The organism is Bartonella fuyuanensis (genome assembly GCF_014197255.1).
GTDB lineage: Bacteria > Pseudomonadota > Alphaproteobacteria > Rhizobiales > Rhizobiaceae > Bartonella > Bartonella fuyuanensis.
The window spans coordinates 54,590-81,177 of record NZ_JACIFE010000002.1 but is presented as its reverse complement, the minus strand read 5'-3'; the positions used below and the strand labels follow the sequence as shown (position 1 = coordinate 81,177).

The window sequence follows — 26,588 nt, the reverse complement described above, 5'->3', positions numbered from 1 at the left end:
TTTATAACATTTTAACTGAAAGCAGTATAGAGTATTTGCTACCGAATTAAAGATTGAGGATGTTCCCCAATTTATGTGCATTATTGAGTTTTACATCCTAAAACGCCTCTTTGTTTTGTTTAGTTCTGTCATGATTGCAGCAGTAAGCGTTAGTTGGACAGTACAAATTCTCGCACGGATAAATTTTCTCACAACAAGTAAACAAACACTCCTCACAGTCTTACAATTTTCACTCTCATTGGTTCCTTCTATTATTTTTCTTGTCATTCCATTTGCATTAGTGATCGCAACCACAACTACCCTTTCAGCAATGAATCAAGACTCAGAACTTGCTGTCATCAATGCTTCCGGTTTTCCTAGGAGGACTATTTGGAAACCTATTCTTCTTCTTGCTATTGTTGCATCATGTATCTCCTTTTCTATAGCTAATTTTGTCGTTCCTCAAGCGCGTCTTCATATGCGGCAAATGCTAGCAAATGCCCATTTTGATCTTATTAATCTTTTCATCAGTGAAGGGAGCTTTCAAACACTCGCTAATAACCTTTACATAGAAATTGGCGAACGGAATCCAAATGGAACACTTGAACGTCTTTTCATTGCCGACCAGCGTGATCCTAAGACTGATCTTTTTTATTATGCAACAAAAGCATCAATTATAAATAATCAAAACGGCTGTTTTTTAATTCTCAATAACGGCGAAATAGAAAGAATCAATCATCAAAACAACAGCGTTTCAATCGTTCAATTTAGCTCCTATACCTTTAGCTTAGGAGAATTTATCCCTAGTGATAAAACACCCACTCTTTATCCCAAAGATCGGTCTCTCTCTTATTTACAAAATCCTGACCCAAAAGATTCCTACTATCAACGAAAACCACTCCAATATAGAGCTGAATTTCACCGTAGACTAACACAATGGCTCTACCCAATCGTTTTTTCACTTATTGCATTAGCAACGGCAGGACACGTATGCTCACATCGACAAGCACGTCATTGCGCTAATTTTTCCGCAATTGCCCTTTCTTGTTTAGTGTATTGGATCGGGTATTTTTTTGCTGAAAAAGCAAAAAACGATCTTGAATACGTTCCTCTCCTTTACATTACGCCCATAGGAACAAGTATATTTGTCCTTTTTATGCTTTTAACCAATCATAAAATTGAAATCCCCACAAAACTTAATGAGGTTCTTCAAATCGTTTTTCAAAAAATAATAAATAAATTTAAACATCGAAAATCTCAAGACTGGTCGGATAATATACCATGATTGGGTGGACACTTGGACGATATTTTTTTATCCGTTACCTTAAAATAACTTGTTATTTTTGGGGTAGCATTTTCATTCTTGCTCTTTTAATCGATTTTACAGAAAATTCCGGTAGGCTATCCTCTTTTCCGCATTATACAGCAAAAAATTCATTTCTCCTCTCTGTCTTACGCATCCCTTTTATCATGCAACAACTTGTCCCTTTTATCGCACTCTTTTCTGCAATGGCAACGCTTACCTCGCTTAACAAAAAACTTGAACTTGTGGTGACTCGTTCAATCGGTGTTTCTGCATGGCAATTTCTTATGCCAGCTTGTTTAGGAGCTTTGCTTTTGGGATTATTTTCAATTCTTGTGATCAATCCACTTGCTGCATGGGGATTTTCTCAAGCAGAAAAAATGATAACTGAATGGCGCAATAATAATGTACTAACACCCCTTCAGAATCCACGTATTCATTGGTTAACACAGCGTACAAATTTAGGCAGAACAACCATTGGTGCTAAATTTATCACTGATCAAGGACTTACTCTTCTCGATGCAACCTTTGTACAATACACAGACAATGCAACCATCAAAAATTGGATTAACGCTCCAAAAGCAACATTAACCAATGACGCTTGGCTATTAACAAATGGAACAATCTATAAAATCGGGCATCCTCCTGAAAAATTTACCATGATGAAGATAAAAACCAATCTAAAACCTGAATTTTTAACGGAACGATTAGTGAATCCCGCGACTATTTCATTTTATCAATTGCCAAAAAAAATTATGATTGCACGTTCATTTGGTTATTCTGCTAATAATTTTGACATGTATTTACAATCTTTGATTGCATTACCAGCCTTGCTTGTGGCAATGACTCTCATTGCAGCGACTGTATCTTTAAATTTTACACGTTTTGGACAATCTAAAACATTAATTCTTGGTGGCATCATAGCAGGGTTTATATTTTATGTTATTTCTGTCCTTGTCCAAGCTTTTGGTAATGCTGGATATATTCCACCAATTATTGCAGCTTGGACACCTGTTGTTATTGCATTATTTTTGGGAATCTCTTTTTTACTCCATAAAGAGGATAGCTAAGTGAAAGCATTAATACGTAAGAAAATTATTTTAAAAAAGTTAAGTGCTCTCGCTTTTAAGAGTGTTATGGGGGGTATTTTAGGGGGAATTTTACCTTATTGTGTTCACGCTCAAAGCCTTATGTCTTCTTCTCTAGGTCGCATTCAAAATCCAGAACGTCCTCTTTTGCTCTCTGCGAATGAACTCATCTACAATCGTGATGAAAACACTGTTTCTGCCCAAGGTAATGTCCAAATCGAATATGATGGCAATAAAGTTACCGCTCAAAAAATTATTTATAATCAAAAAACAGGACGGCTTATAGCGAAAGGGAACGTTGAAATTACTCAAAAAGATGGTCATAAAATTTATTCCAATCAAATTGATATGACCAAAGATCTTGGCGAGGGTTTTGTAAACGCCTTACGTATTGATACAGCCAATAATGTTCACTTTGCAGCCCAAAATGCTACACGCAAAAACAATCAGATAACCATTTTTGAAAATGCAACCTATACAGCCTGCGAACCTTGCTCTTATAACCCCGATAAAAACGTCCTGTGGAAAATTAAAGCAAGAAAAATCATATGGAATAATAGCGTTAAAAAAATTCTGTTTGAAAATAGCAGTTTTGAAATTTTTGGTATCCCGATTATAAAATTTCCAAATTTTGAACTCTATGATCCAACCGTCAAGCGTGCTAGCGGTCTGCTTACTCCCCATTTTTTTTATACTGATTATCTTGGTATAGGGCTAAAGAATTCTTATTTCTGGAATCTCGCCCCCCATTATGATTTTACCCTTTCCTCTACGGTTTATACTCAACAAGGACTTTTAACCGAAGGAGAATGGCGTCAACGTTTAAAAACGGGCCGTTATAATATTCGCTTTGCTCATGTATATCAAATGAAACCACATAGATTTGATAATGATACGATTGATGCACAGTATAAAAACCGTTATATGCTGGCAACAAAGGGAGACTTTCGTATTAATTCACACTGGACTTATGGATGGGATATTCTTGCACAATCCGACCGGCATTTTAGTCGTGCGTATAAACTCGAAAACTATAGCAATCCCACACAACTTTCTCAGATCTATCTGAATGGTCTTGCAGAAAAAAACTATTTTGATATGCGTTTTTATCATTTTCAAATTCAAGATTCAGTCTTGAGTGATCCTCATTATGAACGTCATTCTCGGCAAGGGTGGGTCCTACCACGAATCGATTATTCTTTTACACCAGCTGACCCCATTTCTAACGGAGAGCTTACCTTCCATAGTAATATGCAATCAATTTATCGTCATCATGCTGACTTCAGTTCTACCGACCGAAATGGAACTCCCCTCAACTTAGTAAGACTTTCTGGGATGGCTGGAAATAGTTTGCGTTTAACAAACGAGATTCTATGGAAAAAACGATTCAACACGCACAATGGACTCATCTTAACCCCCCTTCTTTCTCTACGGACCGATATCATTACAACTAATGTACACGAAGATCACGCAGATTTTATAAAAAACAATGCCTTATTTACAATTCGTGGTTCAACAATTCGTAGCATGGCAACAGCAGGGTTGGAACTACGCTATCCCTTTCTCATTACAGCTAATTATTCTACGCATATTATCGAACCAACCGCCCAAATTTTTATACGCAATAATGAACAATATATCGGACAAATTCCTAATGAAGATGCACAAAGCTTCGTCTTTGATGCAACTACGCTCTTTCAACGGGATAAATTTTCTGGTTATGATCGTGTAGAAGGTGGCACAAGAGCCAATCTAGGTCTAAGATATTCTGGAAACTTTGACGATAATTGGTCTCTTTATGGCCTTCTTGGACAATCTTTTCATTTAGCAGGAAAGAATTCTTTTGCAGAGCAAGACTTTGTTAATGTAGGCATTCACTCTAGCCTCGAAGCAAAACGTTCAGACTATGTTGCCATGTTTGGTACAAACCATAAAAGTGGTTTTTCCTTAGAAACGCGAGGACGCTTTGACAAAAAAACAGGAAAGATTCGCCGTAGTGAAATCGAAGCATCACAAAAATGGAAAAATTTTTGGGCATCTGTGCAATATGCTTATATCACAAGCCAACCATCTTATGAATATCCCAAAGAGCGCCAAGAAATTTCTTTTCAAACTGGCTTTAAACTAGCAGACTATTGGTCCATTAATAGCAACACTGGTTATGATTTAGTATCTGGTACATTTATAAAACGAGGGATTAGCTTGAATTATACAGATGAATGCTTCGGGCTAACATTTGGTTATCAACAAGTAACGAATCCAGGGAAAAAAACACCTTTGCAAAACTTTAATTTCTCTTTTTCATTACGTACAATTGCAGATATTGGAAAAAAGATAGATTCGAATTTATAAAGGGAATGTATAAGTAATTTAACTTATCATTGTTTTTATGAAAGAAAACGTATATTTAAAGTTGTTGATGAAAATTAATAAACAATGCGAAAGCCTATTTACATGAATAAATTTAAAAAGCGTCTTCTTGCTTTATTTTGTATTGCACCTTTGAGCGTAAACATCCTGCTAGTAAATGAATTTTTGATTTCAGCAGTTTTTGCGCAAACTACTATTGTTATTACAGTTAATGGCAACCCTATTACAAACTATGATCTACAAAGACGCCTTGCTTTTCTTAAATTACAACAAAAGCAAGGCAATTTGGTGGTACAAGCTAAAAAAGAGCTTATCGACGAAAAGTTGAAAAATATTGAGATTAAACGCCGTAATGTTGAGGTAAGCAATGATGAAGTTGATAGAGCTTTTGAGAACTTTGCAACGCAAAATAATATGACGATTGATCAACTCAATCAGATTCTGATCCAGAATGATATCACTGTGCAACACTTTAAAGATTACATCCGTGGACAAATAGGATGGGGGCGTCTTGTAAACGCACGCTACCAAGCTCAAACTAATATAGTTACTGAACAAGATGCTGTACGTAGAATCTTAAAAAATGGTGGTGTAAAACCTTCCACTAACGAATATACATTACAGCGAATTATTTTCGTTATTCCTGCACATCGTCGTTCAGAAATCTTTGAAAGGCGCCAAAGAGAAGCAAAGAATTTCCGCGCACATTTCCATGGATGTGCAAATTCTCACAATCAAGCAAGAGGTATTTTAGACGTTACTATCCGCCATTTAGGAAAATTTCTAGAGCCCCAACTTCCCAGTGCATGGGAACAAGCTATTCTTGCAACACCTGCTGGAAAAATGACAACATTCCAAGAAACATCTGATGGAATCGAAGCAATTGCTGTCTGCAAAATAAAAAGAGTTTCTGATGATTATGTTGCTCGGTTGTTATTTTCGCTTCAAGACAGTAAAAAAAGTAGCCCGCAAAAACTTGAAGAATTAAGCAAAAAATATTTGGAAGAACTGCGACGAGTAGCGCGTATTCAAAATTCATAATGGCTGCTCTTGTTGTTAGCGGTGGTGATCCCGCCGGAATTGGTCCTGAAATAGTATTAAAAGCGTGGAATTTGCGTGTTACACGCCAAATCCCACCTTTTGTGCTTCTTGCTGATCCAAGTGTTATTCGTTCACGTGCTCGTTTTTTACAAATTGATGTTGAAGTAGAATCTGTTTTAATCAATAACCCCGTAAAAAACTTTCAAAACGCTCTTCCTATCTTACCATTAAAAAATAAACAAAGTGATCAATTAGGAATACCTTCATTGAATAATGCTGCTGGAATCATTGAAGCAATTCAACGCAGTGTTCAATTAATTCAAAGTGGCCATGCATGTGCACTTATCACTTGCCCTATTGCAAAAAAGAATCTTTATGATGCTGGTTTTCAATTTCCAGGTCATACAGAATTTTTAGCTGATTTGGCACATAAAGCTTTTCATAAGTATTATCATCCAGTTATGATGTTAGCAGGACCTAGATTAAAAACGGTGCCAATTACTGTTCATACGCCATTCAAAGATGTTCCTTCACAACTTACCCCTTATTTAATCATTCAAACAGCATTCATTACGGCACATGACTTAAAAACGCGGTTTAAAATAACATCACCCCGACTAGCTGTTGCTGGTCTTAATCCTCATGCTGGAGAAGAAGGTGCAATGGGAACAGAAGATATGGAAGTTATCACTCCCACTATTAAATATCTTAAAAATAAAGGACTTAATATTACAGGCCCGCTTCCTGCTGATACAATGTTCCACGAATGCGCAAGAAAGACATACGATGTTGCTCTTTGCATGTATCATGATCAAGCCCTTATCCCTGTTAAAACATTAGACTTTGATACCACTGTTAATATCACATTAGGTCTACCTTTTATTCGTACATCTCCAGATCACGGAACTGCTTTTGATATTGCTGATAAAGGTATAGCTTCTCCCGAAAGCTTTATTGCTGCTCTTAAACTTGCAAATCAACTTGCAAAAAATAGTTTGATACCATGCCAATAGATAATCTCCCTCCTCTGCGTGAAATCATTGATATATATGGATTACAAGCACAAAAATCTTTGGGGCAAAATTTCCTTCTTGATCTTAATTTAACCTCTAAAATTGTTCATCAAGCAGGAAATATAGAAGGAAAAACTGTTATTGAAGTTGGGCCAGGTCCTGGAGGTCTTACACGTGCCTTACTGGCAAAAGGCGCCATTGTAACAGCAATAGAACGCGATAAACGCTGTATACCAGCTCTCTTAGAAATAGAAAAACACTATCCTCAAAAATTAAAACTTATTTGTAATGATGCTCTGAGGCAAGATTTCTCAAAACTTTTTGAAACAAGCTCAGAAAAACCTCGCATTATTGCAAATCTTCCCTACAATATTGGAACACAACTCTTATTGAATTGGCTTTTGACCGAACCATGGCCTCCTTTTTATGAATCAATGACATTGATGTTTCAGCGTGAAGTAGCCAAACGGATTACGGCCAAACCTCAATCTGCTCACTATGGGCGCCTTAGTGTTCTAACTGGCTGGCGTACCATTGCTAAAATTGCTTTTGATGTGCCTCCTCAAGCTTTCATACCTGCGCCTAAAGTAACTTCTTCCGTTGTTCATATTATTCCGCGAACACAACCTCTTTCCTGCTCTGCTCAAAAACTAAGTCTCGTTACAAAAATTGCTTTTGGACAAAGACGAAAAATGCTTCGTCAAAATCTTAAAACTCTTGGCGGTGAAGTGCTGTTAGAAAAAGCTGGAATCGATGGAACACGCCGTGCTGAAACGCTCTCGGTTTCAGAATTTGTAACTTTAGCGCATCTAATGCTCTAAAAAGTGCACTTTTTTCCCTACACTCTTTTTTAATAAAGGTATTTATCAATTTTTTCAGCAATAAGTCCATCAACAAAAGAACCAAGAAAAGTACAACGCTCGCGTTTTACGGTTTCAGCTAAATAAATTGATTTAATAAAAGATAAAGATTGATCTAAATCTTCGTTAATCACAACATAATCATAAGAACGCCAATGCTTTAACTCCGTTTGTGCATTTTGCAATCGTAAATTGATGATATCTTGATTATCTTCTGCTCGACGATGTAAACGCGAAACAAGTTCTTTCATTGATGGTGGAAGGATAAAAACAGATACAGTATCTCCTAACATTTTTTTTTGCAGTTGTTCGGTACCTTGATAATCAATATCAAATAACATATCATGACCAGCACTCAATGCATTTTCAACAGTTTCACGTAAAGTACCATAATAATTCCCGTGAACTTCCGCCCATTCAATAAATTCATCTCTATCACACTTATATTCAAACTCTTCCTTTGAAATAAAGTGATAATGGAGTCCTTCTACTTCACTGGGACGCCTCTTCCTTGTGGTTACACTTACAGAAAGCTCTAATTGCCCATCCTTTAGAAGTAATCGAGAAATTGTTGATTTACCAGCACCTGAAGGTGACGAAAGAATAAATAAAAAACCCCGACGTTGATTTGTTTTTATAGCATTTACTTTACTTTCAAAGACTGTCATCACGCCGCTCTACTTTATTTATAAATTTTCTTCACAATTTGAATAATACATTAACTCAATTTGTCTCACAATCAAATGTATTTGCTTTAGTAGCTCTCAATGTCACTCTATTCTTCTATTGAGATAATTTATCAGTAGTATATTTACTTCTTTCTTAAATATTTCTATCCATACGTTAAGCCTACTTGTAACATACAAGAAAATGATTTTTTATAATTTTCATACAAAAATTTAAATAGAAAAATTTTACTATATCTTAGGTTCTTATTTCACGATGCAAAAAGATGCGTTATCATCAATCAATGTCTTGCCTTTAATTCTCTCCACTTGCGAACATTCATATTATGTTCCTCTAAGGTTCTAGAAAAAACATGTCCTCCTGAACCATCAGCAACAAAATAAAGCACATCACTGTTTGATGGCTGAGCCACTGCTTTCAAAGAATCCCGACCTGGATTTGTAATCGCTGTTGGTGGCAAACCAGTAACTTTATAAGTATTATATGGTGTCTCTTTCTCAAGATCTGAACGGTAAATTGCACGACCAGATGGCTTCCCTTTTCCCCCAAAAAGACCATAAATTACCGTTGGATCCGATTGAAGACGCATACGCTTTGCAAGGCGGTTATAAAACACCGCAGCAACCATTGGTCTATCTACTGCAGTTCTTGCTTCTTTTTCAACAATTGAGGCCAAAATAACAAATTCATCAATTGATTTAATAGGTAAATCAGGTGAACGCGTCGCCCATATAGCGTGAATTAATTTTTCCTGTCCCTTACGCAATCTATTTACAATTTCTTTACGCGTTGTCCCCCGAACAAAACGAACCGTATCCGTCAACAAGTAGCCCTCTGGAGGCAAAGTCTTTGGAAGATCTCCAATCAAAATCTCATTCTCCGCTAATCGATCGAAAATTTGCTGAACCGTTAAACCTTCTGGTGCTGTAAATGTATACTCAATGGATTTTCCCTTCACAAGAATATCCATAATATCTTGCATAGAAGCATGTGCTGGAATTAAATATTCACCAGCCTTCAAGTGAGCCGTTTTTTGATAATAACCCACCCCGTAAACAAAAATATCTGGTGATCGAATGAAACCTCGTTTTTCTAATAATAAAGCAATTTCACGAATTCCCATACCAGGATGGATAAGAATAACTTGTTCTTGCTCAATTTTTCCCTTTTCCTCAAAAATGCTTTTTCCAATATAAAGAAGAATACTTATGCCGAAAAGAACAATCACAATCAGCATGAGAAAAATATGACTGAAAATAACCAAAGGATTACGGACAATAGACGATTTACTCGTTTTTTTATGTATTAACATGTTATGATTATCTGCTAAATGATTTCAAAGAAGGATTTGCTCTGTCCTTTAGTAATTTCCTATTTTTCACATTGGAAATAACCCTTCAATAGCGATTCAAGTACAATCTTATAAGTGCTCATTCACTTTATAATAAAATTGAAAACTTAGAAGTAGAAATTAAATAAGAATACTTATTATTCTCTAAAACGTTGCATTACCAAAGATGCATTTGTTCCACCAAATCCAAAAGAATTGGAAAGAACCGTATCAATTTTTCGTTCACGTGGTTTATGTGGCACAAGATCAATTTTTGTTTCAACCGCTGGATTATCAAGATTAAGCGTCGCTGGAGCTATATTATCCCGTATAGCTAAAATACAAAAAATAGCCTCAGCAGCACCAGCAGCACCAAGCAAATGCCCGATAGATGACTTCGTTGATGACATAGAAACTTGTGGAGCATAACTCCCTAAAACACGTTCAACAGCCGCTAGCTCTATGGAATCAGCCATCGTTGATGTACCATGAGCATTAATATAATCAAGTTCACTCACATTCACTTGTGCACGCTCAAGAGCAGCCATCATACTACGCTGCGCACCCTCCCCACTTTCTGAAGGCGCTGTAATGTGGTAAGCATCACCAGATAAACCATAGCCAATAACTTCAGCATAAATCCGCACTCCCCTCTTTTTTGCATGTTCCAGCTCTTCTAAAACAATAATCGCCGCTCCTTCACCCATCACAAAACCATCACGATCAGCATCATAAGGACGCGATGCCCGTTCAGGATCATTGTTGCGACAAGTAGAAAGAGCTCTACAAGCAGAAAAACCTGCAAGAGATATTCGATTTATTGGAGATTCTGTCCCCCCTGCCACCATTACATCTGCATCACCGAACATAATCAAGCGCGCTGCATCACCGATCGCATGCGCCCCTGTTGAACAAGCCGTTACAACTGAATGATTAGGACCACGTAAACCATATTGAATAGATACATAACCAGAAGCAAGATTAATCAAACGACCCGGAATAAAAAAAGGAGAAACACGACGGGGACCTTTATCACGAAGAGTACAACCAGCTTCAACAATACCTTCAATTCCCCCAATCCCCGATCCAATTAATACACCTGTACAAACCTGATCTTCATCACTCTTAGGAAACCATTCAGCATCTGTAAGTGCTTGATTAGCAGCAGCCATTGCATAAACAATAAACGCATCAACCTTACGTTGCTCTTTAGGTTCCATATATAAATCAGCATTATATGTACCCTCTGTTCCATCCCCCAAGGGGATACGCGCAGCAATTTGGCACGGCAAATCTGATACATCAAATTCAGTGATACGCCGAACACCACTTCTTCCTTCAAGAAGTCGTTTCCAACAACATTCAACATTACCAGCTAATGGAGATACCAATCCTAAACCAGTAACAACAACACGTCTCATAATTCCTAACCTTGAACTAAATTTCACCTCTCAAGGCTCTCTGTTCAAAAGAGATCCACAGAATTTAGGCAAAAGCAATTTATGCCTTTGCCCTTTAATAATTATGCAGAAGCTTTATCAATGAACTTGACTGCATCACCAACTGTGAAAATCGTTTCTGCAACTTCATCTGGGATTTCTACACCAAATTCTTCTTCAAAAGCCATAACGAGTTCAACGGTATCAAGGCTATCAGCCCCTAAATCATCGATAAAGCTTGCATTTTCTACAACTTTATCAGCATTAACCCCAAGATGTTCCACAATAATTTTTTTAACGCGCTCGACTGTATCACTCATGTTGAAATCCTCGAATTTATATTTTTCCTATAATTTGGTTAACTATATCGGCTCATCTAATCAAGTAATAGATGCATCACTTTAAAAGATTTTAGCAATGATTTAAAATATCCTGTGGATATCCCTACAAAATAAGCCAATTTGACATTCCGATATCAATTGATTAACGACCATCTTAAAGAAACAGATGCATCTTTCCATTTCAATCACTACTATCTAAAATAATACGGATTATAAATCAATGTTGAATAAAGAAAATACTTAAATCATTACCATTCCACCATTGATATGGAGTGTTTGACCTGTCATATATGCCGCTTCATCGCTTGCTAAATAAACAGCAGCAGCAGCTATTTCTTGCCCACTCCCCATACGCTTCATTGGAATCGCAGCCATAATATTTTCTTTTTGCTTTTCGTTAAGCTTGTCGGTCATTGCAGATTTAATAAATCCTGGTGCAATACAATTAACAGTAATGTTTCGCGAAGCAATTTCTTGTGCTAACGCTTTCGAAAAACCTATCAAGCCTGCTTTTGCAGCACAATAATTCGTTTGCCCAGGATTTCCTATAACACCGACAACAGATGTGACGTTAATAATCCTTCCGTAACGGCGACGCATCATAGAATGTGTTAATTCACGGGTTAAAAAAGAAGCAGCTATTAGGTTAACTGCTAAAACATCATCCCAATCTTTATCTTGCATACGCACCAAAAGACCATCTCTAGCGACTCCCGCATTGTTAACCAAAATATCAACACCATTCATTTCTCTTTCTGCAACTTCAGCCAATTGCTTAATCGCTTGCCGTTCAGAAAGATTAGCGGGAAACACAAAAACATTCTGTTCTAATTCTGCTGCTACTTCTCTAAGCTTGTCTTCACGTGTTCCATGAAGTCCAACAATAGCCCCTTGTGCATGGAAACACCGTGCTATTGCCTCACCAATTCCTCCTGATGCTCCGGTTACAAGCGCTTTGCGCCCCGTCAATTTAAACATTTTTTTAACTCCTTAAAGATTAAACGCCAAGCATCCCCAACGCTGCTTCTATTTCATTAACTGTTCCAATTGTTACTCCCTTTATATCCTTGTTAATACGCCGTGTTAAACCTGTTAACACTTTTCCAGAACCAACTTCAAAAAGCGTATCAACCCCATTAACACCAATCCATTCTATCGTTTCACGCCACCGCACCCTCCCAGTCACTTGTTGAACAAGAAGAGTAGCAATACGCTCTGGATCACTTTCTGGTGCAACAGAAACATTGGCAATTAAAGGAATAATAGGAGGTATTTTGCTAACAGTCAAAAGTGCTTTCTTCATGGCATCAGCAGCGGGTTGCATTAACGACGAATGAAAAGGTGCAGAAACCGGAAGAAGAAGTGCCCGTTTTGCACCTTTTATTGATGCCATTTCTACCGCCATCTCAACTGCTTTTGCTTCACCTGAAATAACAATTTGCCCACCACCATTATCATTAGCAATTTGACATAGTCCTTCTCTAGAAACAGTTTCGCAAATTTCTTCCACAACTTGCTCTTCCAAACCGATAAGTGCTGCCATAGAACCTTCACCAACAGCAACAGCAGCCTGCATGGCATTGCCACGAACACGCAAAAGCCTTGCCGTATCTGCAAGACTAAATGTACCAACAGCACAAAGGGCTGAATATTCCCCTAAAGAATGACCAGCAACAAACTTTACTTTCTTTTCTATATGAAGCCCTAATTGTTCCATCACACGAATAACAGCCATGGATACTGCCATTAATGCTGGTTGTGCATTTGCTGTTAACGTTAAAACATCCGCTGGTCCTTCAAAAATGATTTCTGATAATTTCTCACCTAAAGCATCGTCCACTTCCTCGAAAACCATCCGCGCCGCAACAAATTGTTTTGTAAGCGCCTTCCCCATACCAACAATTTGACTCCCTTGCCCTGGAAAAATAAAAGCAGCACTCATTAATCGACTCCTCAAATTGTGCAATTAAATTATTTTCTTTTGACCTTATTCATCCACACAAATCAAGACACAGCCCTTTATTTAAAACGAAATTTTCTCTTAAAATTATATTTTAAAGGTGGAATTTGATATAAAAACCTAGGAAAATATGGTGCTATAAACTGAATAACACCCAAACTTATGAAACTTCCTAAAATTATGCCTGCCAAAATATCAAAGGGATAATGTACACCCACAAAGACGCGCGCCCAACAAATCAAGCATAGAAATATCATAGCAAATCTAAAAGCAACTTTGTATTGATAAAAATAAAAGCCAGCTGTATAAGCTGCAATCGTCAAGGCATGATTACTAGGAAAAGAAGCTGTTGCGCGATGTTGAATCAGCGGTGTTGTCAAACCTACAACGAACGGGCGTGGCTGAAAATAAAAAAGAGAAATGAGATAACCAATGAAAAGAGCAACACAAATGCTTACGCAAATGCTTAGCACTCCACATCGTTCCCTCTCTCTACCATAAAACCACAACACACAAAGATGGAGAGGAATAACGTAAATTAAAAACTTTGCACAAAAAATACTAAACAAAACTAAAATCGACCAAGATTGATGATTCCCGGCAAACATTTTAAAGAGTGTAACATCAATTTGATTTAAGGAATCCATTTCTCTCTCCCATTTATAGTATTATAGCGCCATCTCTTTGTAAAAGAGGAAAATATACTGCAAACATATCAAGATTTAATAAATCAATTTTTTTATGTGCGTAAACTTGCTATTTTTAAAGATAACCTGTAAATGTGAAACGTTCATTGCCGGTACTTTAGCTGGAGGTTGAACGGAGGGCTGTAAAATATCAGTAGGAAATACAATGTTTCCGGCCTCCCGTATCTCCGCTCTCGGATGTCTCAAATTGTAAATGCGTCCTTTCTTCTTTGGATTTCCCGAAAAGACAAGTCGCAGAGGCTTTGCGCTAAAACCGGTGAAGTTTAATTGAAGAAAGGCAAAACAATGGCTCTTTATGAACATATGTTCCTTGCCCGACAAGACATTACACCACAGCAAGTTGATGAACTTTTGAGTCTTTACAAAGGTGTCATTGAAACACATGGTGGCAAAGTTGGGCGTGTAGAAAACTGGGGACTTCGTCCTCTTGCTTATCGTATTCGTAAAAACCGTAAGGCTTATTATGTATTGGTCAATATTGATGCACCAGCTACAGCGATTACTGAAATGGAACGTCAAATGCGTATCAATGAGGATATTTTACGTTACATGACCATTCGTGTAGAAAGACACGAAAAAGACAAATCTGCCATGCTCTCGCACCTTGATCGCAATGGGCACGTTAGTCATGATGAAGAACGTCTTCGTTTCTCTCGTCGTCAACGTGAAAGTACTATAGAAGGGGTAGAATGATGACTGATACTAATCAAAACTCTGTACGTCGTCCCTTTCATCGTCGTCGTAAAACATGTCCTTTTTCAGGAGCCAATGCTCCCAAAATTGACTATAAAGATATCAAGTTGTTACAACGTTATATCTCTGAACGTGGGAAGATTGTTCCTTCGCGGATTACAGCCGTTAGTCAAAAAAAACAGCGTGAATTAGCTAATGCTATCAAACGTGCTCGCTTTTTAGGCTTACTTCCATATGTTATAAAGTAAACTATCAAACACTACGCAACTGGAAAATCTTTCCAGTTGCTTTTCTTGTATGGTTTAGAAAAATAGCTTATTATATACTGTGTTAAGCTATTAAACAGTCAGAGTTGAGGTGTTGATATACCTCTAACTGCAAAAAGCAGGACAGCAATACATGAAAAAAAATCGCACCTATGAAATATTAACCGGTGTTTTGGCGGGATTGTTTGCTGTTGTGATAGGAATGGCAATCATCAGCGTTGCAAATATTGCGCCTTATTTTTCTTTTCTTCTGGGCTGCTTTCTTTCATTGCCAATTTTTATTGTTGCGTTCGGTCAAGGGACATTTGCCAGCTTTATTGCCTTAATAAGTGCTACTATTATTCTTGCTATAGCTGCTAATATCTACATTGCCCTTAATCTTATGTTGTTATCTTTTCTTCCTGCTTGTTATGCCTCTTGGCTTCTTGGACTTGCACGACCAGCACAAAAAGAAAACACACTGATATGGTACCCATTGTCATCCATTATTTTTCATTTAACTAACTTTATTGCTCTTATAGTGACCTTCATTGGACTCTATATAAAAACCCGCCCAGATACCACACTTGTTGCAAAAAAAATCACTGAAAATATAGTACAAACTCTACAGCAATCTCAATCCTTAAAAGAGGCCAATATACTTGCTATTAGTGAGTTTTTAATGGCACATGCTCCAACTTTAGCAGCTATCGCTCTGACAGTTTATAGTTTGATTTTTCTTATTGGTAATCTTTATTTTTCAATGATAACAGCCCGATATCTAAAGTGGCTAAAAAGACCTCGAGATGATTGGAGCAAAACTTTCCGTCTTCCAATTTCTGGAATTGTTATTTTCATTGTTGTATCCATCGCGTCAATGGTTGAATTAAACACTTCTCTTAATTTGGGTACACGCGTTTTTAGCTCTGCGTATACTATCATTATATCAATTAGTGGTCTAGCATATCTTCACAATATTACAAAAGGAATAAACGGTCGGATTATTATACTTTCTCTTGTCTACATTGCTATTTTAACTGTCGTTTTTTCCCCACCCATCTCTTTCATGATGCTTTTGATGGGTATTTGGGCTACTATCCAACACAACTTTCAATCACGCAAAAAACTTTACTAAATTTATTTGTTCGAAAGGAAAAACTATGGATATTATTCTACTTGAGCGCATTCCTCGTCTTGGTCAGATGGGTGATATTGTCTCAGTTAAAGATGGTTATGCACGTAATTTTCTCTTGCCCCAAGGTAAAGCTTTACGCGCAAACGAAGCTAATAAAAAACATTTTGAGATACAACGTACACAACTTGAAGCACGGAACCTTGAACGTAAAAGCGAAGCGCAAAAAATTGCTGAAAAACTTGATGGTCAATCATTTATTGTTGTTCGTTCTGCTGGTGAAACGGGGCAGCTTTATGGATCTGTGTCAACGCGTGATATTTCTGAAATCATAACAGATCAAGGCTTTTCTATTGAGCGAAATCAAATTGAACTTAACCATCCAATAAAAGTGATCGGTCTTCACACTATTACTCTTAGCCTACATCCTGAAGTTCAAATTTCTGTGGTTATTAACGTTGCGCGCTCCACCAGCGAAGCACAACGCCAAGCAGAAGGCAAAATCCTCACTTCTGCCGAAGAAATATCTAATATTCAAGAAGAAATATTAGAAGAAAGTCAGGAGGAATTATTGACAGAAGAAATTGATGCAACGATATAAGCGATATTAATTAAAAAGCTTAATTTCTATTTTTTCTTTCTGTTTTTGTATTTTTTATTGCATTTAACACTGGTCATAAAATACTCACTTCTTAAAATTGAGTATTTTATGATTATTATACATAAAGAATCCAATTTTATGAAAGAATTATAGATATATTCTATAAAGCATTGCATGCTAGAAATGATCATATCAATTAGAGAAAATGCTTCTTGTTTTTTAGCATAGAAGTAAAATCGTTTAAGATTCTACCAAAAGTAAAATTTGTATGAGCAGTGAGTTGATTACCACCTCACGTTCTCTGAAATAATTTCAATTATGAAAAGAAATAATTTTACTTCCACCAACATTAAAATTTTAAGGTCGAGTAACTTCGAAATAATTAAATTTAGAACGCCAAAATTGGCATTTTTAAAATCATATATTATAAAAAATATAAAAAATAGCTGTTATTAATACACTAATGACGAATAAACGACTTAAAGAGAATTTTTAAAAATTATATGATTTTAACTTAAAATAAAAATTTTTAGCTCTATTCTTTAGAATATACAGCTTTCAATTTATCGCTTAAAGTAGCTAAAGCTGAAATTTTAGTGGAAAAATATTATGGAAGAAACTAGCGTTGTTAATATCAGCTCTTCAAAAAGAGAAGATCCCTCTTCTTTTCGCCAACTCCCGTATAATATTGAAGCGGAGCAAGCATTGCTTGGAGCAATCCTTATTAACAATGATGCACTTGATCGCGTTTCAGACTTCCTAAAACCAAACCATTTTTTTGAACTCTTACATCAAAAAATCTATAAGATTTTATTTCAAACTATCCAAAAAGGAAAACTTGCAAATCCAGTTACCATCAAACCCTATATTCCAGCTGAAGAAAAAATTGGAGATATTACTGTATACCAATATGTTGTCCGCTTAGCTACAGAGGCAGTAACTATTATTAACGCCGAAGATTATGGACGCGTCATTTATGATCTTTTTATCCGCCGATCTTTAATTAACATTGGAACTCAAGTTGTTAATACAGCCTTTGATGCTCCTGTAGAGCTTACACCTACCCAGCAAATTGAAACTGTTGAAAATCAGTTATTTGAACTAGCAGAAAAAGGAAAATATGGAAGTGGATTCGAAAATTTTAATGAGGCCATCAAAAAAGCTATCGATATGGCAAGTGCTGCGAAAAAGCGCTCTTCACAACTATCAGGGATAGCTACCCATATTAAAACACTTGATGAAAAAATGGGAGGATTACAAGCATCTGACTTAATTATCCTTGCAGGACGCCCTGGAATGGGTAAAACCTCACTTGCTACCAATATTGCCTTTAATATTGCTAAAGCTTATAATCAGTATAGCAACGTCCAAGAAAATGAAGGAGGCATTGTAGGTTTTTTCTCACTTGAAATGTCCTCAGAACAGCTTGCAACCCGTATTATTTCTGAACAAACAGAAGTCTCTTCTTCTGATATTAGACGTGGTAATATTTTAGATGAACAATTTTCAAAAATTATTCGCGCGGTGAACCAACTACAAAAGGCACCGCTTTATATTGATCAAACTGGAGGAATATCAATTACGCAGCTAGCTGCCCGTGCACGACGTCTCAAACGACAACATGGTTTGGATATTTTAATTATCGATTATATCCAACTCATGACAAGCAACTCAAAGCGTTCATCTGAAAACCGTGTTCAAGAAATTACAGAAATTACTATGGGACTCAAAGCTTTAGCTAAAGAATTGAATATTCCTATTCTTGCTCTGTCACAGCTTTCACGTCAAGTCGAAAATCGAACAGATAAACGTCCACAACTTTCAGATTTACGTGAATCTGGTTCTATTGAGCAAGATGCCGACATCGTTCTGTTCGTTTATCGTGAGGAATACTACCTCAAAAATGAAGAACCCAAAGTAGGAAGCCTTGAACACACAAAATGGCAAGAATTAATGGACAAAGCTTTTGGAAAAGCTGATGTTATTATTGCAAAACAACGCCATGGACCAACAGGAATCGTGCAGCTTGCCTTTCAATCGGATTTCACACGCTTTAGCGATCTGGCTGATGGCAGCTATCTTCCAGAGCAAATTGGTTAAACTATCATAACACGCAACCATATTCTTATCTGTCAAACCTGTGGGAAAATTCTTCTCATTAGAAAAAAGCAATGCTTGTTAAAGAATAGAATTTCTTTACAGAAAATTTTTTTAATGATTCTAATTGTCATTATTCGCTGTTTAAAAAGCTCTTGATTAATACCCATCTTGATAATATGGAGGTAATAATATACCTCTTAATATTCTAAGCAGAGAACATATATTTAAAATCCATCACCAATTTAAATCTTAACATATTATCCCTCCTTTTACGAAAATTCTTCTTCACAATACACTTATTTTCTATTTTGAAATTCGAAAATAATTACTGCTGTCATGTAAGGACAGTTATCATATGAAATATCAAAAAATTTTCTCTTCGGAAAATCCCTTATCTTTTAACAAAGATATTTTTTAATCTCTCTAAAAAAGCTATCCTACTTGCTGCATATAAAAAACAAGTTGTTTTTTTAACATTACAAGACAGAATAGATTCTACAATATGCAAAATATTCTTGATATAAGATTATATAAACACTGATATCTTACTAAAAAGGAAGTATTAATAATTATGCCATAAAAAAGAAGACTGCGATAGTAGATTTGATAATTTTGATGAAACTATCAAAAGAGTTATTGATCCAGAAAATCCTGCAAAAAACGCTCTTCACAACTATCAGAGGTAGCTTTCTATCCTAAAACACTTGATGAAAAAATGGAGAAATTCCAACCATCCAAATTAATTATCCTTTTAAAATTCCATAATATGAGTAAAGCTTCTCTGACCATCAATATTGCCTTTAAGATTGCTAATGCTTATAATCGCAATAGAATTATCCAAGAAAATGAAAACAGCATTTTAGGATTCTTCTCACTTGAAATATTCTTAGAACAGCTCGCAATGCATATTATTTCTGAACAAACAGCAATTTTTTCTTTTTATATTCAAAATGGTAGCATTTCAGATGAACAATTTTTAAAAATCATTCATACCGTGAAGAAACTACAAAAAGCACCACTTTATATCAACAAAATAGGGACACTATCAATCACACAACTGGCAGCATATGGACAACGTCTCAAGCGCCAACATAACTTAATTGTCCTGATTATTGCCTATACCCAGTTAATAATCAAAAATTCAAGACATTCACTTGAGAATCATATTCAAAAAATCACTCTAGATCTTAAAACACTGCCTAAAAAATTGAATATTCCCATTGTTGCTCTTTCACAGCTTTCACACCAAGTTAAAAATCGAACAGATAAATGCTCACAACTTTCAAATTTAGGTGATTTTAGTTCAATTAAACAAAATGCCGTCATTAGACCTTTTATTTTTAAATATCGCAAAGCAAATTATCTCAAAAATGTAGAATTTTAAGTCTATTAGACTTGAATATATGAAATGGCAAGACACAATGAACAACATTTTTAGGAAAACTGATATCATTAATGCAAAACAACACCATGGCTTAACCAGAACTGTTCATCTTTCCTTTCAGTCTGTTTCCATACGCTTTAGCAATCTGGCAGATAATGATTATCTTAGAGAAAAAATGGGTTCACACTATGACGCGTAATCGTATTCAATTTATCTGTCAAAATTGTGAAACCATTCATTCCCGTTGGGTAGGGAAATGTAGCGCTTGTGGAAAATGGAACTCTCTTATTGAAGAAAATGTAAATAGTGGCATAGGAAGTGGCCCTAAGCAAAGTATGCGTAAAGGACGCATCATCACACTCACATCTCTTTCTGGAAATATCGAAGATGCTCCACGCATTCATTCTGGCATTGCTGAACTTGATCGTGTTACCGGTGGGGGCTTTGTCCGTGGATCGGCATTACTTGTTGGTGGTGATCCAGGGATTGGTAAATCAACATTACTAACCCAAACAGCTGCTGCCTTATCACGCAAAGGCCATAATATCATCTATGTCTCAGGTGAAGAAGCTATTGCGCAAATTTGTCTGCGCGCGCAAAGACTTGGCGCTAACAATACAGAAATAAAACTTGCTGCTGAAACCAATGTAGAAGATATTCTTGCAACCTTAAACGAGCATAAAAACCTTGATATGGTGATTATCGATTCGATTCAAACCCTATGGTCAGATACCGTAGATTCAGCACCTGGCACTGTCACACAAGTACGTATCGGTGCTCAGGCAATGATTCGCTTTGCTAAGAAAACAGGAGCTGCTGTTGTTCTTGTTGGTCATGTTACAAAAGATGGGCAAATTGCTGGTCCTCGGGTTGTGGAGCATATGGTTGATGGTGTTCTCTATTTTGAGGGGGAAGGAAGACATCATTATCGCATTCTCAGAACTGTAAAAAACCGCTTCGGACCAACAGATGAAATTGGTGTCTTTGAAATGTCTGATAAAGGTTTACGCGAAGTAATAAATCCATCTGAATTGTTTTTAGGAGAACGCAATGAAAAAGCACCTGGTGCTGCTGTATTTGCGGGCATAGAAGGAACACGCCCGATATTAGTAGAAATTCAAGCCCTTGTTGCTCCCTCTTCCCTTGGTACGCCACGACGTGCAGTTGTAGGATGGGATGGAAATCGTCTTTCTATGATTCTTGCCGTTTTAGAAGCCCATTGTGGCATTCGTTTTGGACAGCATGATGTTTACCTAAACGTGGCAGGTGGATACCGTATCTCAGAACCGGCCGCTGATTTAGCTGTTGCAGCTGCTTTGGTATCCTCGCTTAGTAATATCCCTTTGCCAACGGATTATGTCTATTTTGGTGAAGTTAGTCTTTCGGGAGCTACCCGCACTGTTGCACATACAGCACAACGCATCAATGAAGCAAAAAAACTTGGTTTTCAAGGTGCATTTCATCCTACAACAACAACCGAAATGATAAAACCGTTCAATTTTCAACAAAAAACTTTCTCCAATCTTCCCGAACTCATTGCCATTCTTACTACAAGTAAAAAATGGTCTGCACTACAGGAAGATTAATATAGAAAAAAATATATAAAATACAAAATATTCTTGCTATAAGAATAAAAAATATATTCGCATAGTATCTTAAAAGAACGCAACTTTATGTATAAGGAAAAAACAAATGATCATAACAATCCTTGATGGAATTGTCGTAGTAGTCATCCTGTTGTCCACTTTTCTTGCTATGCTTCGAGGATTTTCACGTGAAGTATTATCATTAATTTCTTGGGCAATTGCAGCTGTTACTACACTGTTTTTATTCAAGCCTATCTTACCTTTCTTTGAACAATATCTCTCTAATAAAATAATTGCATTGATCACAACATTAATTACCATTTTTATTATTGTTCTTATTATTACTTCAATTATTACAATGAAGATCTCTGATTTTATTATTGATAGTCGAATTGGTATCCTTGACCGTGCTATTGGATTTATTTTTGGAGCGCTTCGCGGTTTATTTATTATGGTTATCGGTATGTTGCTAATTAATGCACTGATTAAGCCTGAACATCAGGCAAATTGGTTAAAAAATGCAAAAACAAAGCCTATTTTAGATTCGCTAGGACAAAAAGTTTGGGAAATAATCCCAAAAGATATTGAATCTGTTCTCGAAAAAGCAGAAAATTTGTTTAAAGATAGGGATAAAAATACGCATGAACAACACTCTCATGAAAAAATAATTCTAAAAAATAGAGAATAATTTTTCATCAGAAAAGAAAACTAAATAATGTAAAATGTGATATTAATGATTTCCCCAAATCACAACTGAAAGAATATGATGATAAAAAGCGATATTTTCTGTCAAGAATTTTCATTAGATGATGATATCCTCCATGAAGAATGTGGAGTTTTTGGTATTCTTGGGCATGAAGATGCAGCAACATTAACAGCCCTTGGACTCCACGCTCTTCAGCATCGTGGACAAGAAGCAGCTGGTATTGTTTCCTACCATAATAAAATGTTTCATCAAGAAAAACATTTGGGTCTTGTTGGTGATCATTATACAAACCCCGCAACACTTGCGCGTTTACCGGGAAATCGCGCTATTGGACATACTCGTTATTCAACGACTGGAGAAATAGCATTACGTAATGTTCAACCCCTTTTTGCTGAATTGAAAGCTGGAGGCATTGCTATTGCTCATAATGGTAATCTTACCAATGGGCTTACATTGCGTCGTGAACTCATTGCTTCTGGTGCTATCTGTCAATCAACATCAGATTCAGAAGTTTTTCTCCATCTTATAGCCCGCTCACGTTATGAATCATCCTCCGATCGCTTTGTTGATGCGATTCGAAAGGTAGAAGGTGGGTATGCTATGTTAGCGCTTACACGTACAAAGCTTATTGCTGCCCGCGATCCAACAGGGATTAGACCCCTCGTAATGGGAGAACTTGATGGTAAACCTATCTTTTGTTCTGAAACGTGTGCACTTGACATTATTGGAGCAAAATATGTCCGTGATGTTAAAAATGGAGAAATAATCATATGTGAAATACAAAAAAATGGAGAAATTACTAAAAAAATTATAAAATCAGAAAATGAAAAACCAGAAAAACTTTGCCTGTTTGAATATGTTTATTTTTCCCGTCCTGATTCAATCGTTGGAGGACGTAGTGTTTATACAACACGCAAAAATATGGGAATTCGTTTAGCTCAAGAAGCTCCCTGTAAGGGGGATGTTGTAGTTCCTGTTCCTGACGGAGGCACACCTGCCGCAATTGGCTATGCACAAGAAATTGGAATTCCTTTCGAGCTTGGTATTATTCGTAATCACTATGTCGGACGTACTTTTATCGAACCGACACAACAAATTCGCGCTTTTGGCGTCAAGTTAAAACATTCTGCAAATCATCCTATAATTAAAGGAAAACGTGTTATCCTAGTTGATGACTCTATTGTACGTGGAACAACATCCCTTAAAATTGTGCGAATGCTCCGCGATGCAGGAGCAAAAGAAATTCATATGCGCGTTTCTAGCCCTATGATTTTCTATCCTGACTTTTATGGTATTGATACACCTAAAGTTGAAAGTCTTTTAGCAAATCAGTACCCAGATTTAAAATCTATGTGCGATTTTATTGGAGCCGATTCATTAGAATTTCTTTCAACGGATGGATTATATCTTGCGGTAGCAGGAGAAAAACGAAATAACGCTGATCCACAGTTCACTGATCATTATTTTACTGGATATTACCCTACTCATCTGGTTGATCAAGAAAATCTCTCCAAAATTCATCAATCATCTGTTCTCAAAACAAGAGATTAATGATGACAAAATTCGACTTTAGTCTCCATGGGCATGTTGCACTTGTTACTGGTGCATCAAGAGGGATTGGCTATTATTTAGCCCTCGAACTCGCTACACGTGGTGCTGATATTATTGCTCTTGCACGAACAGTCAGTGGACTTACTGAATTAGATAATCAAATTCGAGAAAAAGGTGCTCATGCAACTCTCGTTCCGTTTGACTTGCATCATGTGGAAAACATTGATGCTCTTGTTAACTCTATTGCCAAACGGTGGAAAAAACTGGATATTATTGTAGCAAATGCAGGAATTCTTGGAACACTCTCACCAATAGCGCATATAGAAAACACGGTATTTGAAGATGTTTTTCAAATAAATCTTATCAGCCAATGGCGCCTACTAAAAGCCGTTGAGCCGTTATTACGTGAAGCTGAAGCTGGACGAGCTATCCTGTTATCCTCAAGTGTTGCACACGTTGCACGCCCTTTCTGGGGAGCTTATGCAGCCTCTAAGGCTGCTTTAGAGATGATTGCCCGCTGTTGGGCAGAAGAACTCAAACAAACCTCCATTAAGGTTAATTGTGTTAATCCTGGTGCAACACAGACTGCCATGCGCGCTAAAGCCATGCCTGATGAAGATCCACAGAATCTTCCCTCACCACAAGACGTTGCAAAAAAGATAGTGCATTTGCTATCACCTAATTTAAAGGAAACTGGAAAACTCTTTAATGTCCCCAAAAATCGGTTTGTAGATTATCATATACCTGATTGATCATTATTTGAGAGTTAAATAACTTGAACTTCTCTCTTTTTTCTTTTCTTCTCAAAAGAAACAAGCGACTTTTTATGATTCTTGGATAACTCTAGTCTCAACCTTTTTCTCTTCTAAAGCAGCACGTTTATTATAAGCGATAAAACTATAGGGGAGAAAAATCATATAGCTAATAGCTGTAATCAATAAAGTTTTCCATGTATAAGTTGCAAGAAAACCGACATAAATAACAATGACCAACATGCACGGTACAACGATATCACGCCTCAAATTTTGATCAATTGTTTTTGCATTCCATACTGGCAAACGGCTAATCAAAAGAAAGGCAATAATTACAGTATAAAGACTAAAAAATAATGCCCATCCCCAATTGGGTACCAAACCAAGAGCGCCTAAATACGTAGGCAATAAGAGTAATAACGCTCCTGCTGGTGCTGGGACACCAATAAAATAATTTTTCCGCCACTTAGGTATATTAGTATTATCCAACATCACATTAAAACGCGCTAATCGCAAACAACAAGCAACACAATAAACAAGGGCTGCAACCCAACCAATGTGATGTGCTTGATTCAAAATAAAGGAATAAACAATAAGTGCAGGAGTAACACCAAAATTTATAATATCAGCAAGAGAATCCATTTGGGCTCCAAAAGATGAACTACCATCTATTAAACGTGCAATACGACCATCAGCACCATCTAAAACTGCAGCCAAAAGCACCATTAAAATAGCAGCTTCATAGCGTTGCTCAAAAGCCAAACGAATACTGCTCATCCCTGCACAAATTGCTAAAACCGTAATGATATTGGGAATGACATACCGCATTGATGTAGGAGAACGCCGACGATTTGCAATGTCATCATGCTGTCCCTCCGGATTGAATGAAGAAAATGGTGAAAAATTTTTCATTGTGTGTCCTAATCGTATCTGAAGTCCGTTGTAGCACTCTTATCATCAAAAGACCCCAAAACTGTCTCTCCAGCAATTGCTGTCTGTCCAACTGCAACCCGCAATTTCATTTCAGTTGGTATATAAATATCAAGGCGCGAACCAAAACGAATCAATCCAAATCTCTCACCAGTGATAACAGCATCATTTTCTTTTGACCAACAAACAATTCGACGAGCAACCATCCCCGCTATTTGCACAATACCAATTTTACCATGTTTGCTATCAATTATTACCCCATTACGTTCATTAAATTGACTAGCTTTATCAAACTCAGCATTGGTAAACTGCCCTGGCTGATAAACGATAGAATCTACTGTACCACTTATAGGAATACGGTTGATATGGCATGAAAAAACATCCATAAAAATGGAAACACGGATCATTTCATTTTTCCCTAACCCTAATTCTTCAGGTGGAACACATACTTCTACACATGAAACACGCCCATCTGCAGGTGACATAACCCAATTTGAATTCAAAGGGATCACACGATCTGGATCACGGAAAAAATATATACACCACACAGTGAGAACAAGACCACACCAAAACAACGGACTCCATATCCAACCAAGAATAAGCGAAATAATAAAAAACGCTACAATAAAGGGATAACCTTCTTTATGAATCGGTACAAAGCTATTATGGACAGATTTTAGCATACTCATATAATTTCCTATTCATCGCAAATTTAAACAAATAACCAATGTTTTTGTTCCTCTTGTGCCTTTTTGGCTTTAATCGATCGCTCATTATAAAGATATAGATT

At 36.7% G+C, this 26,588-nt stretch carries 23 protein-coding genes and 2 pseudogenes; 16 read left to right on the top strand and 9 right to left on the bottom strand.

The genetic code is table 11. The features are described 5' to 3' along the window. Positions 1 to 73 precede the first annotated feature (73 nt). The 6 genes from lptF (at position 74) to rsmA (ending at position 7,615) form a co-directional block, all read left to right on the top strand. The gene (gene lptF / locus GGR08_RS01795) at positions 74 to 1,264 is read left to right on the top strand and encodes an LPS export ABC transporter permease LptF (protein WP_183193707.1); all 1,191 of its coding nucleotides are present in this window, start codon (positions 74 to 76) and stop codon (positions 1,262 to 1,264) included. Then, positions 1,261 to 2,352 (top strand): LPS export ABC transporter permease LptG, encoded by a 1,092-nt coding sequence (gene lptG / locus GGR08_RS01790; protein ID WP_183193706.1) that lies wholly within the window; start codon positions 1,261 to 1,263, stop codon positions 2,350 to 2,352. Before lptF ends, lptG begins: the two co-directional genes overlap by 4 nt. Further along, positions 2,353 to 4,722: an LPS assembly protein LptD gene (locus tag GGR08_RS01785; protein WP_183193705.1), complete on the top strand. Its 2,370-nt coding sequence runs from the start codon at positions 2,353 to 2,355 to the stop codon at positions 4,720 to 4,722. Positions 4,723 to 4,824: 102 nt separating this feature from the next. After that, positions 4,825 to 5,781: a SurA N-terminal domain-containing protein gene (locus GGR08_RS01780; protein ID WP_183193704.1), complete on the top strand. Its 957-nt coding sequence runs from the start codon at positions 4,825 to 4,827 to the stop codon at positions 5,779 to 5,781. After that, on the top strand, positions 5,781 to 6,794 hold the full coding sequence (pdxA, locus tag GGR08_RS01775; protein ID WP_183193703.1) for a 4-hydroxythreonine-4-phosphate dehydrogenase PdxA: 1,014 nt from the start codon (positions 5,781 to 5,783) through the stop codon (positions 6,792 to 6,794). The genes GGR08_RS01780 and pdxA overlap by 1 nt, the downstream gene beginning before the upstream one ends. After that, on the top strand, positions 6,785 to 7,615 hold the full coding sequence (gene rsmA, locus GGR08_RS01770; RefSeq protein ID WP_183193702.1) for a 16S rRNA (adenine(1518)-N(6)/adenine(1519)-N(6))-dimethyltransferase RsmA: 831 nt from the start codon (positions 6,785 to 6,787) through the stop codon (positions 7,613 to 7,615). The genes pdxA and rsmA overlap by 10 nt, the downstream gene beginning before the upstream one ends. Positions 7,616 to 7,644: 29 nt before the next feature. On the opposite strand, the gene gmk is transcribed toward rsmA, so the two are convergent. The 7 genes and pseudogenes from gmk to GGR08_RS01735 form a co-directional block, all read right to left on the bottom strand. Beyond that, positions 7,645 to 8,322, bottom strand: coding sequence for a guanylate kinase (gene gmk, locus GGR08_RS01765; protein WP_183193701.1), 678 nt, complete (start codon positions 8,320 to 8,322; stop codon positions 7,645 to 7,647). Between the two features lie 299 nt (positions 8,323 to 8,621). After that, positions 8,622 to 9,732: pseudogene (gene mltG, locus GGR08_RS01760) on the bottom strand (endolytic transglycosylase MltG). Between the two features lie 97 nt (positions 9,733 to 9,829). After that, positions 9,830 to 11,092 (bottom strand): beta-ketoacyl-ACP synthase II, encoded by a 1,263-nt coding sequence (fabF, locus tag GGR08_RS01755; RefSeq protein WP_183193699.1) that lies wholly within the window; start codon positions 11,090 to 11,092, stop codon positions 9,830 to 9,832. Positions 11,093 to 11,193: 101 nt separating this feature from the next. Then, positions 11,194 to 11,430, bottom strand: a complete 237-nt coding sequence (locus GGR08_RS01750) for an acyl carrier protein (protein WP_183193698.1) — start codon at positions 11,428 to 11,430, stop codon at positions 11,194 to 11,196. A gap of 261 nt (positions 11,431 to 11,691) precedes the next feature. Then, positions 11,692 to 12,429, bottom strand: a complete 738-nt coding sequence (gene fabG, locus GGR08_RS01745; protein WP_183193697.1) for a 3-oxoacyl-[acyl-carrier-protein] reductase — start codon at positions 12,427 to 12,429, stop codon at positions 11,692 to 11,694. Positions 12,430 to 12,448: 19 nt separating this feature from the next. Next, positions 12,449 to 13,393, bottom strand: a complete 945-nt coding sequence (gene fabD / locus GGR08_RS01740) for an ACP S-malonyltransferase (protein WP_183193696.1) — start codon at positions 13,391 to 13,393, stop codon at positions 12,449 to 12,451. A gap of 77 nt (positions 13,394 to 13,470) precedes the next feature. Then, positions 13,471 to 14,058: an undecaprenyl-diphosphatase gene (locus GGR08_RS01735; RefSeq protein ID WP_183193695.1), complete on the bottom strand. Its 588-nt coding sequence runs from the start codon at positions 14,056 to 14,058 to the stop codon at positions 13,471 to 13,473. A 345-nt stretch (positions 14,059 to 14,403) separates the two neighbouring features. Here GGR08_RS01735 and rpsF point away from each other — a divergent pair, with 345 nt between their 5' ends. The 10 genes and pseudogenes from rpsF (at position 14,404) to GGR08_RS01685 (ending at position 24,868) form a co-directional block, all read left to right on the top strand. Further along, positions 14,404 to 14,811: a 30S ribosomal protein S6 gene (gene rpsF, locus GGR08_RS01730; protein ID WP_183193694.1), complete on the top strand. Its 408-nt coding sequence runs from the start codon at positions 14,404 to 14,406 to the stop codon at positions 14,809 to 14,811. Then, on the top strand, positions 14,811 to 15,059 hold the full coding sequence (gene rpsR / locus GGR08_RS01725; protein WP_183193780.1) for a 30S ribosomal protein S18: 249 nt from the start codon (positions 14,811 to 14,813) through the stop codon (positions 15,057 to 15,059). The genes rpsF and rpsR overlap by 1 nt, the downstream gene beginning before the upstream one ends. A gap of 151 nt (positions 15,060 to 15,210) precedes the next feature. Further along, positions 15,211 to 16,191: a hypothetical protein gene (locus GGR08_RS01720; RefSeq protein WP_183193693.1), complete on the top strand. Its 981-nt coding sequence runs from the start codon at positions 15,211 to 15,213 to the stop codon at positions 16,189 to 16,191. Positions 16,192 to 16,216: 25 nt separating this feature from the next. Next, positions 16,217 to 16,789 carry a 50S ribosomal protein L9 gene (rplI, locus tag GGR08_RS01715; protein WP_183193692.1) on the top strand — a complete coding sequence of 191 codons (573 nt, stop codon included), beginning with the start codon at positions 16,217 to 16,219 and terminating at the stop codon, positions 16,787 to 16,789. 609 nt (positions 16,790 to 17,398) lie between these two features. Then, a complete protein-coding gene (locus tag GGR08_RS01710) occupies positions 17,399 to 18,889 on the top strand; it encodes a replicative DNA helicase (RefSeq protein ID WP_183193691.1) in 1,491 nt (496 codons plus the stop codon). Positions 18,890 to 19,598: 709 nt separating this feature from the next. Then, positions 19,599 to 20,273: pseudogene (locus GGR08_RS01705) on the top strand (DnaB-like helicase C-terminal domain-containing protein); the annotation flags it as partial. Positions 20,274 to 20,461: 188 nt separating this feature from the next. After that, positions 20,462 to 21,859 (top strand): DNA repair protein RadA, encoded by a 1,398-nt coding sequence (gene radA / locus GGR08_RS01700; RefSeq protein ID WP_183193689.1) that lies wholly within the window; start codon positions 20,462 to 20,464, stop codon positions 21,857 to 21,859. A 106-nt stretch (positions 21,860 to 21,965) separates the two neighbouring features. After that, positions 21,966 to 22,547: a CvpA family protein gene (locus GGR08_RS01695; protein WP_183193688.1), complete on the top strand. Its 582-nt coding sequence runs from the start codon at positions 21,966 to 21,968 to the stop codon at positions 22,545 to 22,547. A gap of 78 nt (positions 22,548 to 22,625) precedes the next feature. Further along, on the top strand, positions 22,626 to 24,116 hold the full coding sequence (gene purF / locus GGR08_RS01690) for an amidophosphoribosyltransferase (protein ID WP_183193779.1): 1,491 nt from the start codon (positions 22,626 to 22,628) through the stop codon (positions 24,114 to 24,116). 2 nt (positions 24,117 to 24,118) lie between these two features. Then, the gene (locus tag GGR08_RS01685) at positions 24,119 to 24,868 is read left to right on the top strand and encodes an SDR family NAD(P)-dependent oxidoreductase (protein WP_183193778.1); all 750 of its coding nucleotides are present in this window, start codon (positions 24,119 to 24,121) and stop codon (positions 24,866 to 24,868) included. 72 nt (positions 24,869 to 24,940) lie between these two features. On the opposite strand, the gene pssA is transcribed toward GGR08_RS01685, so the two are convergent. Next, positions 24,941 to 25,780 carry a CDP-diacylglycerol--serine O-phosphatidyltransferase gene (gene pssA, locus GGR08_RS01680; RefSeq protein WP_183193687.1) on the bottom strand — a complete coding sequence of 280 codons (840 nt, stop codon included), beginning with the start codon at positions 25,778 to 25,780 and terminating at the stop codon, positions 24,941 to 24,943. Positions 25,781 to 25,788: 8 nt separating this feature from the next. Further along, on the bottom strand, positions 25,789 to 26,487 hold the full coding sequence (locus GGR08_RS01675) for a phosphatidylserine decarboxylase (RefSeq protein ID WP_183193686.1): 699 nt from the start codon (positions 26,485 to 26,487) through the stop codon (positions 25,789 to 25,791). Between the last annotated feature and the right edge of the window lie 101 nt (positions 26,488 to 26,588).

Excerpts from the sequence above, each read along its gene's own strand:
- lptF (WP_183193707.1), top strand. The coding sequence starts at position 74 with ATGTGCATTATTGAGTTTTACATCCTAAAACGCCTCTTTGTTTTGTTT.
- lptG (WP_183193706.1), top strand. The coding sequence starts at position 1,261 with ATGATTGGGTGGACACTTGGACGATATTTTTTTATCCGTTACCTTAAA.
- GGR08_RS01780 (WP_183193704.1), top strand. The coding sequence starts at position 4,825 with ATGAATAAATTTAAAAAGCGTCTTCTTGCTTTATTTTGTATTGCACCT.
- pdxA (WP_183193703.1), top strand. The coding sequence starts at position 5,781 with ATGGCTGCTCTTGTTGTTAGCGGTGGTGATCCCGCCGGAATTGGTCCT.
- rsmA (WP_183193702.1), top strand. The coding sequence starts at position 6,785 with ATGCCAATAGATAATCTCCCTCCTCTGCGTGAAATCATTGATATATAT.
- gmk (WP_183193701.1), bottom strand. The coding sequence starts at position 8,322 with ATGACAGTCTTTGAAAGTAAAGTAAATGCTATAAAAACAAATCAACGT.
- fabF (WP_183193699.1), bottom strand. The coding sequence starts at position 11,092 with ATGAGACGTGTTGTTGTTACTGGTTTAGGATTGGTATCTCCATTAGCT.
- GGR08_RS01750 (WP_183193698.1), bottom strand. The coding sequence starts at position 11,430 with ATGAGTGATACAGTCGAGCGCGTTAAAAAAATTATTGTGGAACATCTT.
- fabG (WP_183193697.1), bottom strand. The coding sequence starts at position 12,429 with ATGTTTAAATTGACGGGGCGCAAAGCGCTTGTAACCGGAGCATCAGGA.
- fabD (WP_183193696.1), bottom strand. The coding sequence starts at position 13,393 with ATGAGTGCTGCTTTTATTTTTCCAGGGCAAGGGAGTCAAATTGTTGGT.
- GGR08_RS01735 (WP_183193695.1), bottom strand. The coding sequence starts at position 14,058 with ATGGATTCCTTAAATCAAATTGATGTTACACTCTTTAAAATGTTTGCC.
- rpsF (WP_183193694.1), top strand. The coding sequence starts at position 14,404 with ATGGCTCTTTATGAACATATGTTCCTTGCCCGACAAGACATTACACCA.
- rpsR (WP_183193780.1), top strand. The coding sequence starts at position 14,811 with ATGACTGATACTAATCAAAACTCTGTACGTCGTCCCTTTCATCGTCGT.
- GGR08_RS01720 (WP_183193693.1), top strand. The coding sequence starts at position 15,211 with ATGAAAAAAAATCGCACCTATGAAATATTAACCGGTGTTTTGGCGGGA.
- rplI (WP_183193692.1), top strand. The coding sequence starts at position 16,217 with ATGGATATTATTCTACTTGAGCGCATTCCTCGTCTTGGTCAGATGGGT.
- GGR08_RS01710 (WP_183193691.1), top strand. The coding sequence starts at position 17,399 with ATGGAAGAAACTAGCGTTGTTAATATCAGCTCTTCAAAAAGAGAAGAT.
- radA (WP_183193689.1), top strand. The coding sequence starts at position 20,462 with ATGACGCGTAATCGTATTCAATTTATCTGTCAAAATTGTGAAACCATT.
- GGR08_RS01695 (WP_183193688.1), top strand. The coding sequence starts at position 21,966 with ATGATCATAACAATCCTTGATGGAATTGTCGTAGTAGTCATCCTGTTG.
- purF (WP_183193779.1), top strand. The coding sequence starts at position 22,626 with ATGATAAAAAGCGATATTTTCTGTCAAGAATTTTCATTAGATGATGAT.
- GGR08_RS01685 (WP_183193778.1), top strand. The coding sequence starts at position 24,119 with ATGACAAAATTCGACTTTAGTCTCCATGGGCATGTTGCACTTGTTACT.
- pssA (WP_183193687.1), bottom strand. The coding sequence starts at position 25,780 with ATGAAAAATTTTTCACCATTTTCTTCATTCAATCCGGAGGGACAGCAT.
- GGR08_RS01675 (WP_183193686.1), bottom strand. The coding sequence starts at position 26,487 with ATGAGTATGCTAAAATCTGTCCATAATAGCTTTGTACCGATTCATAAA.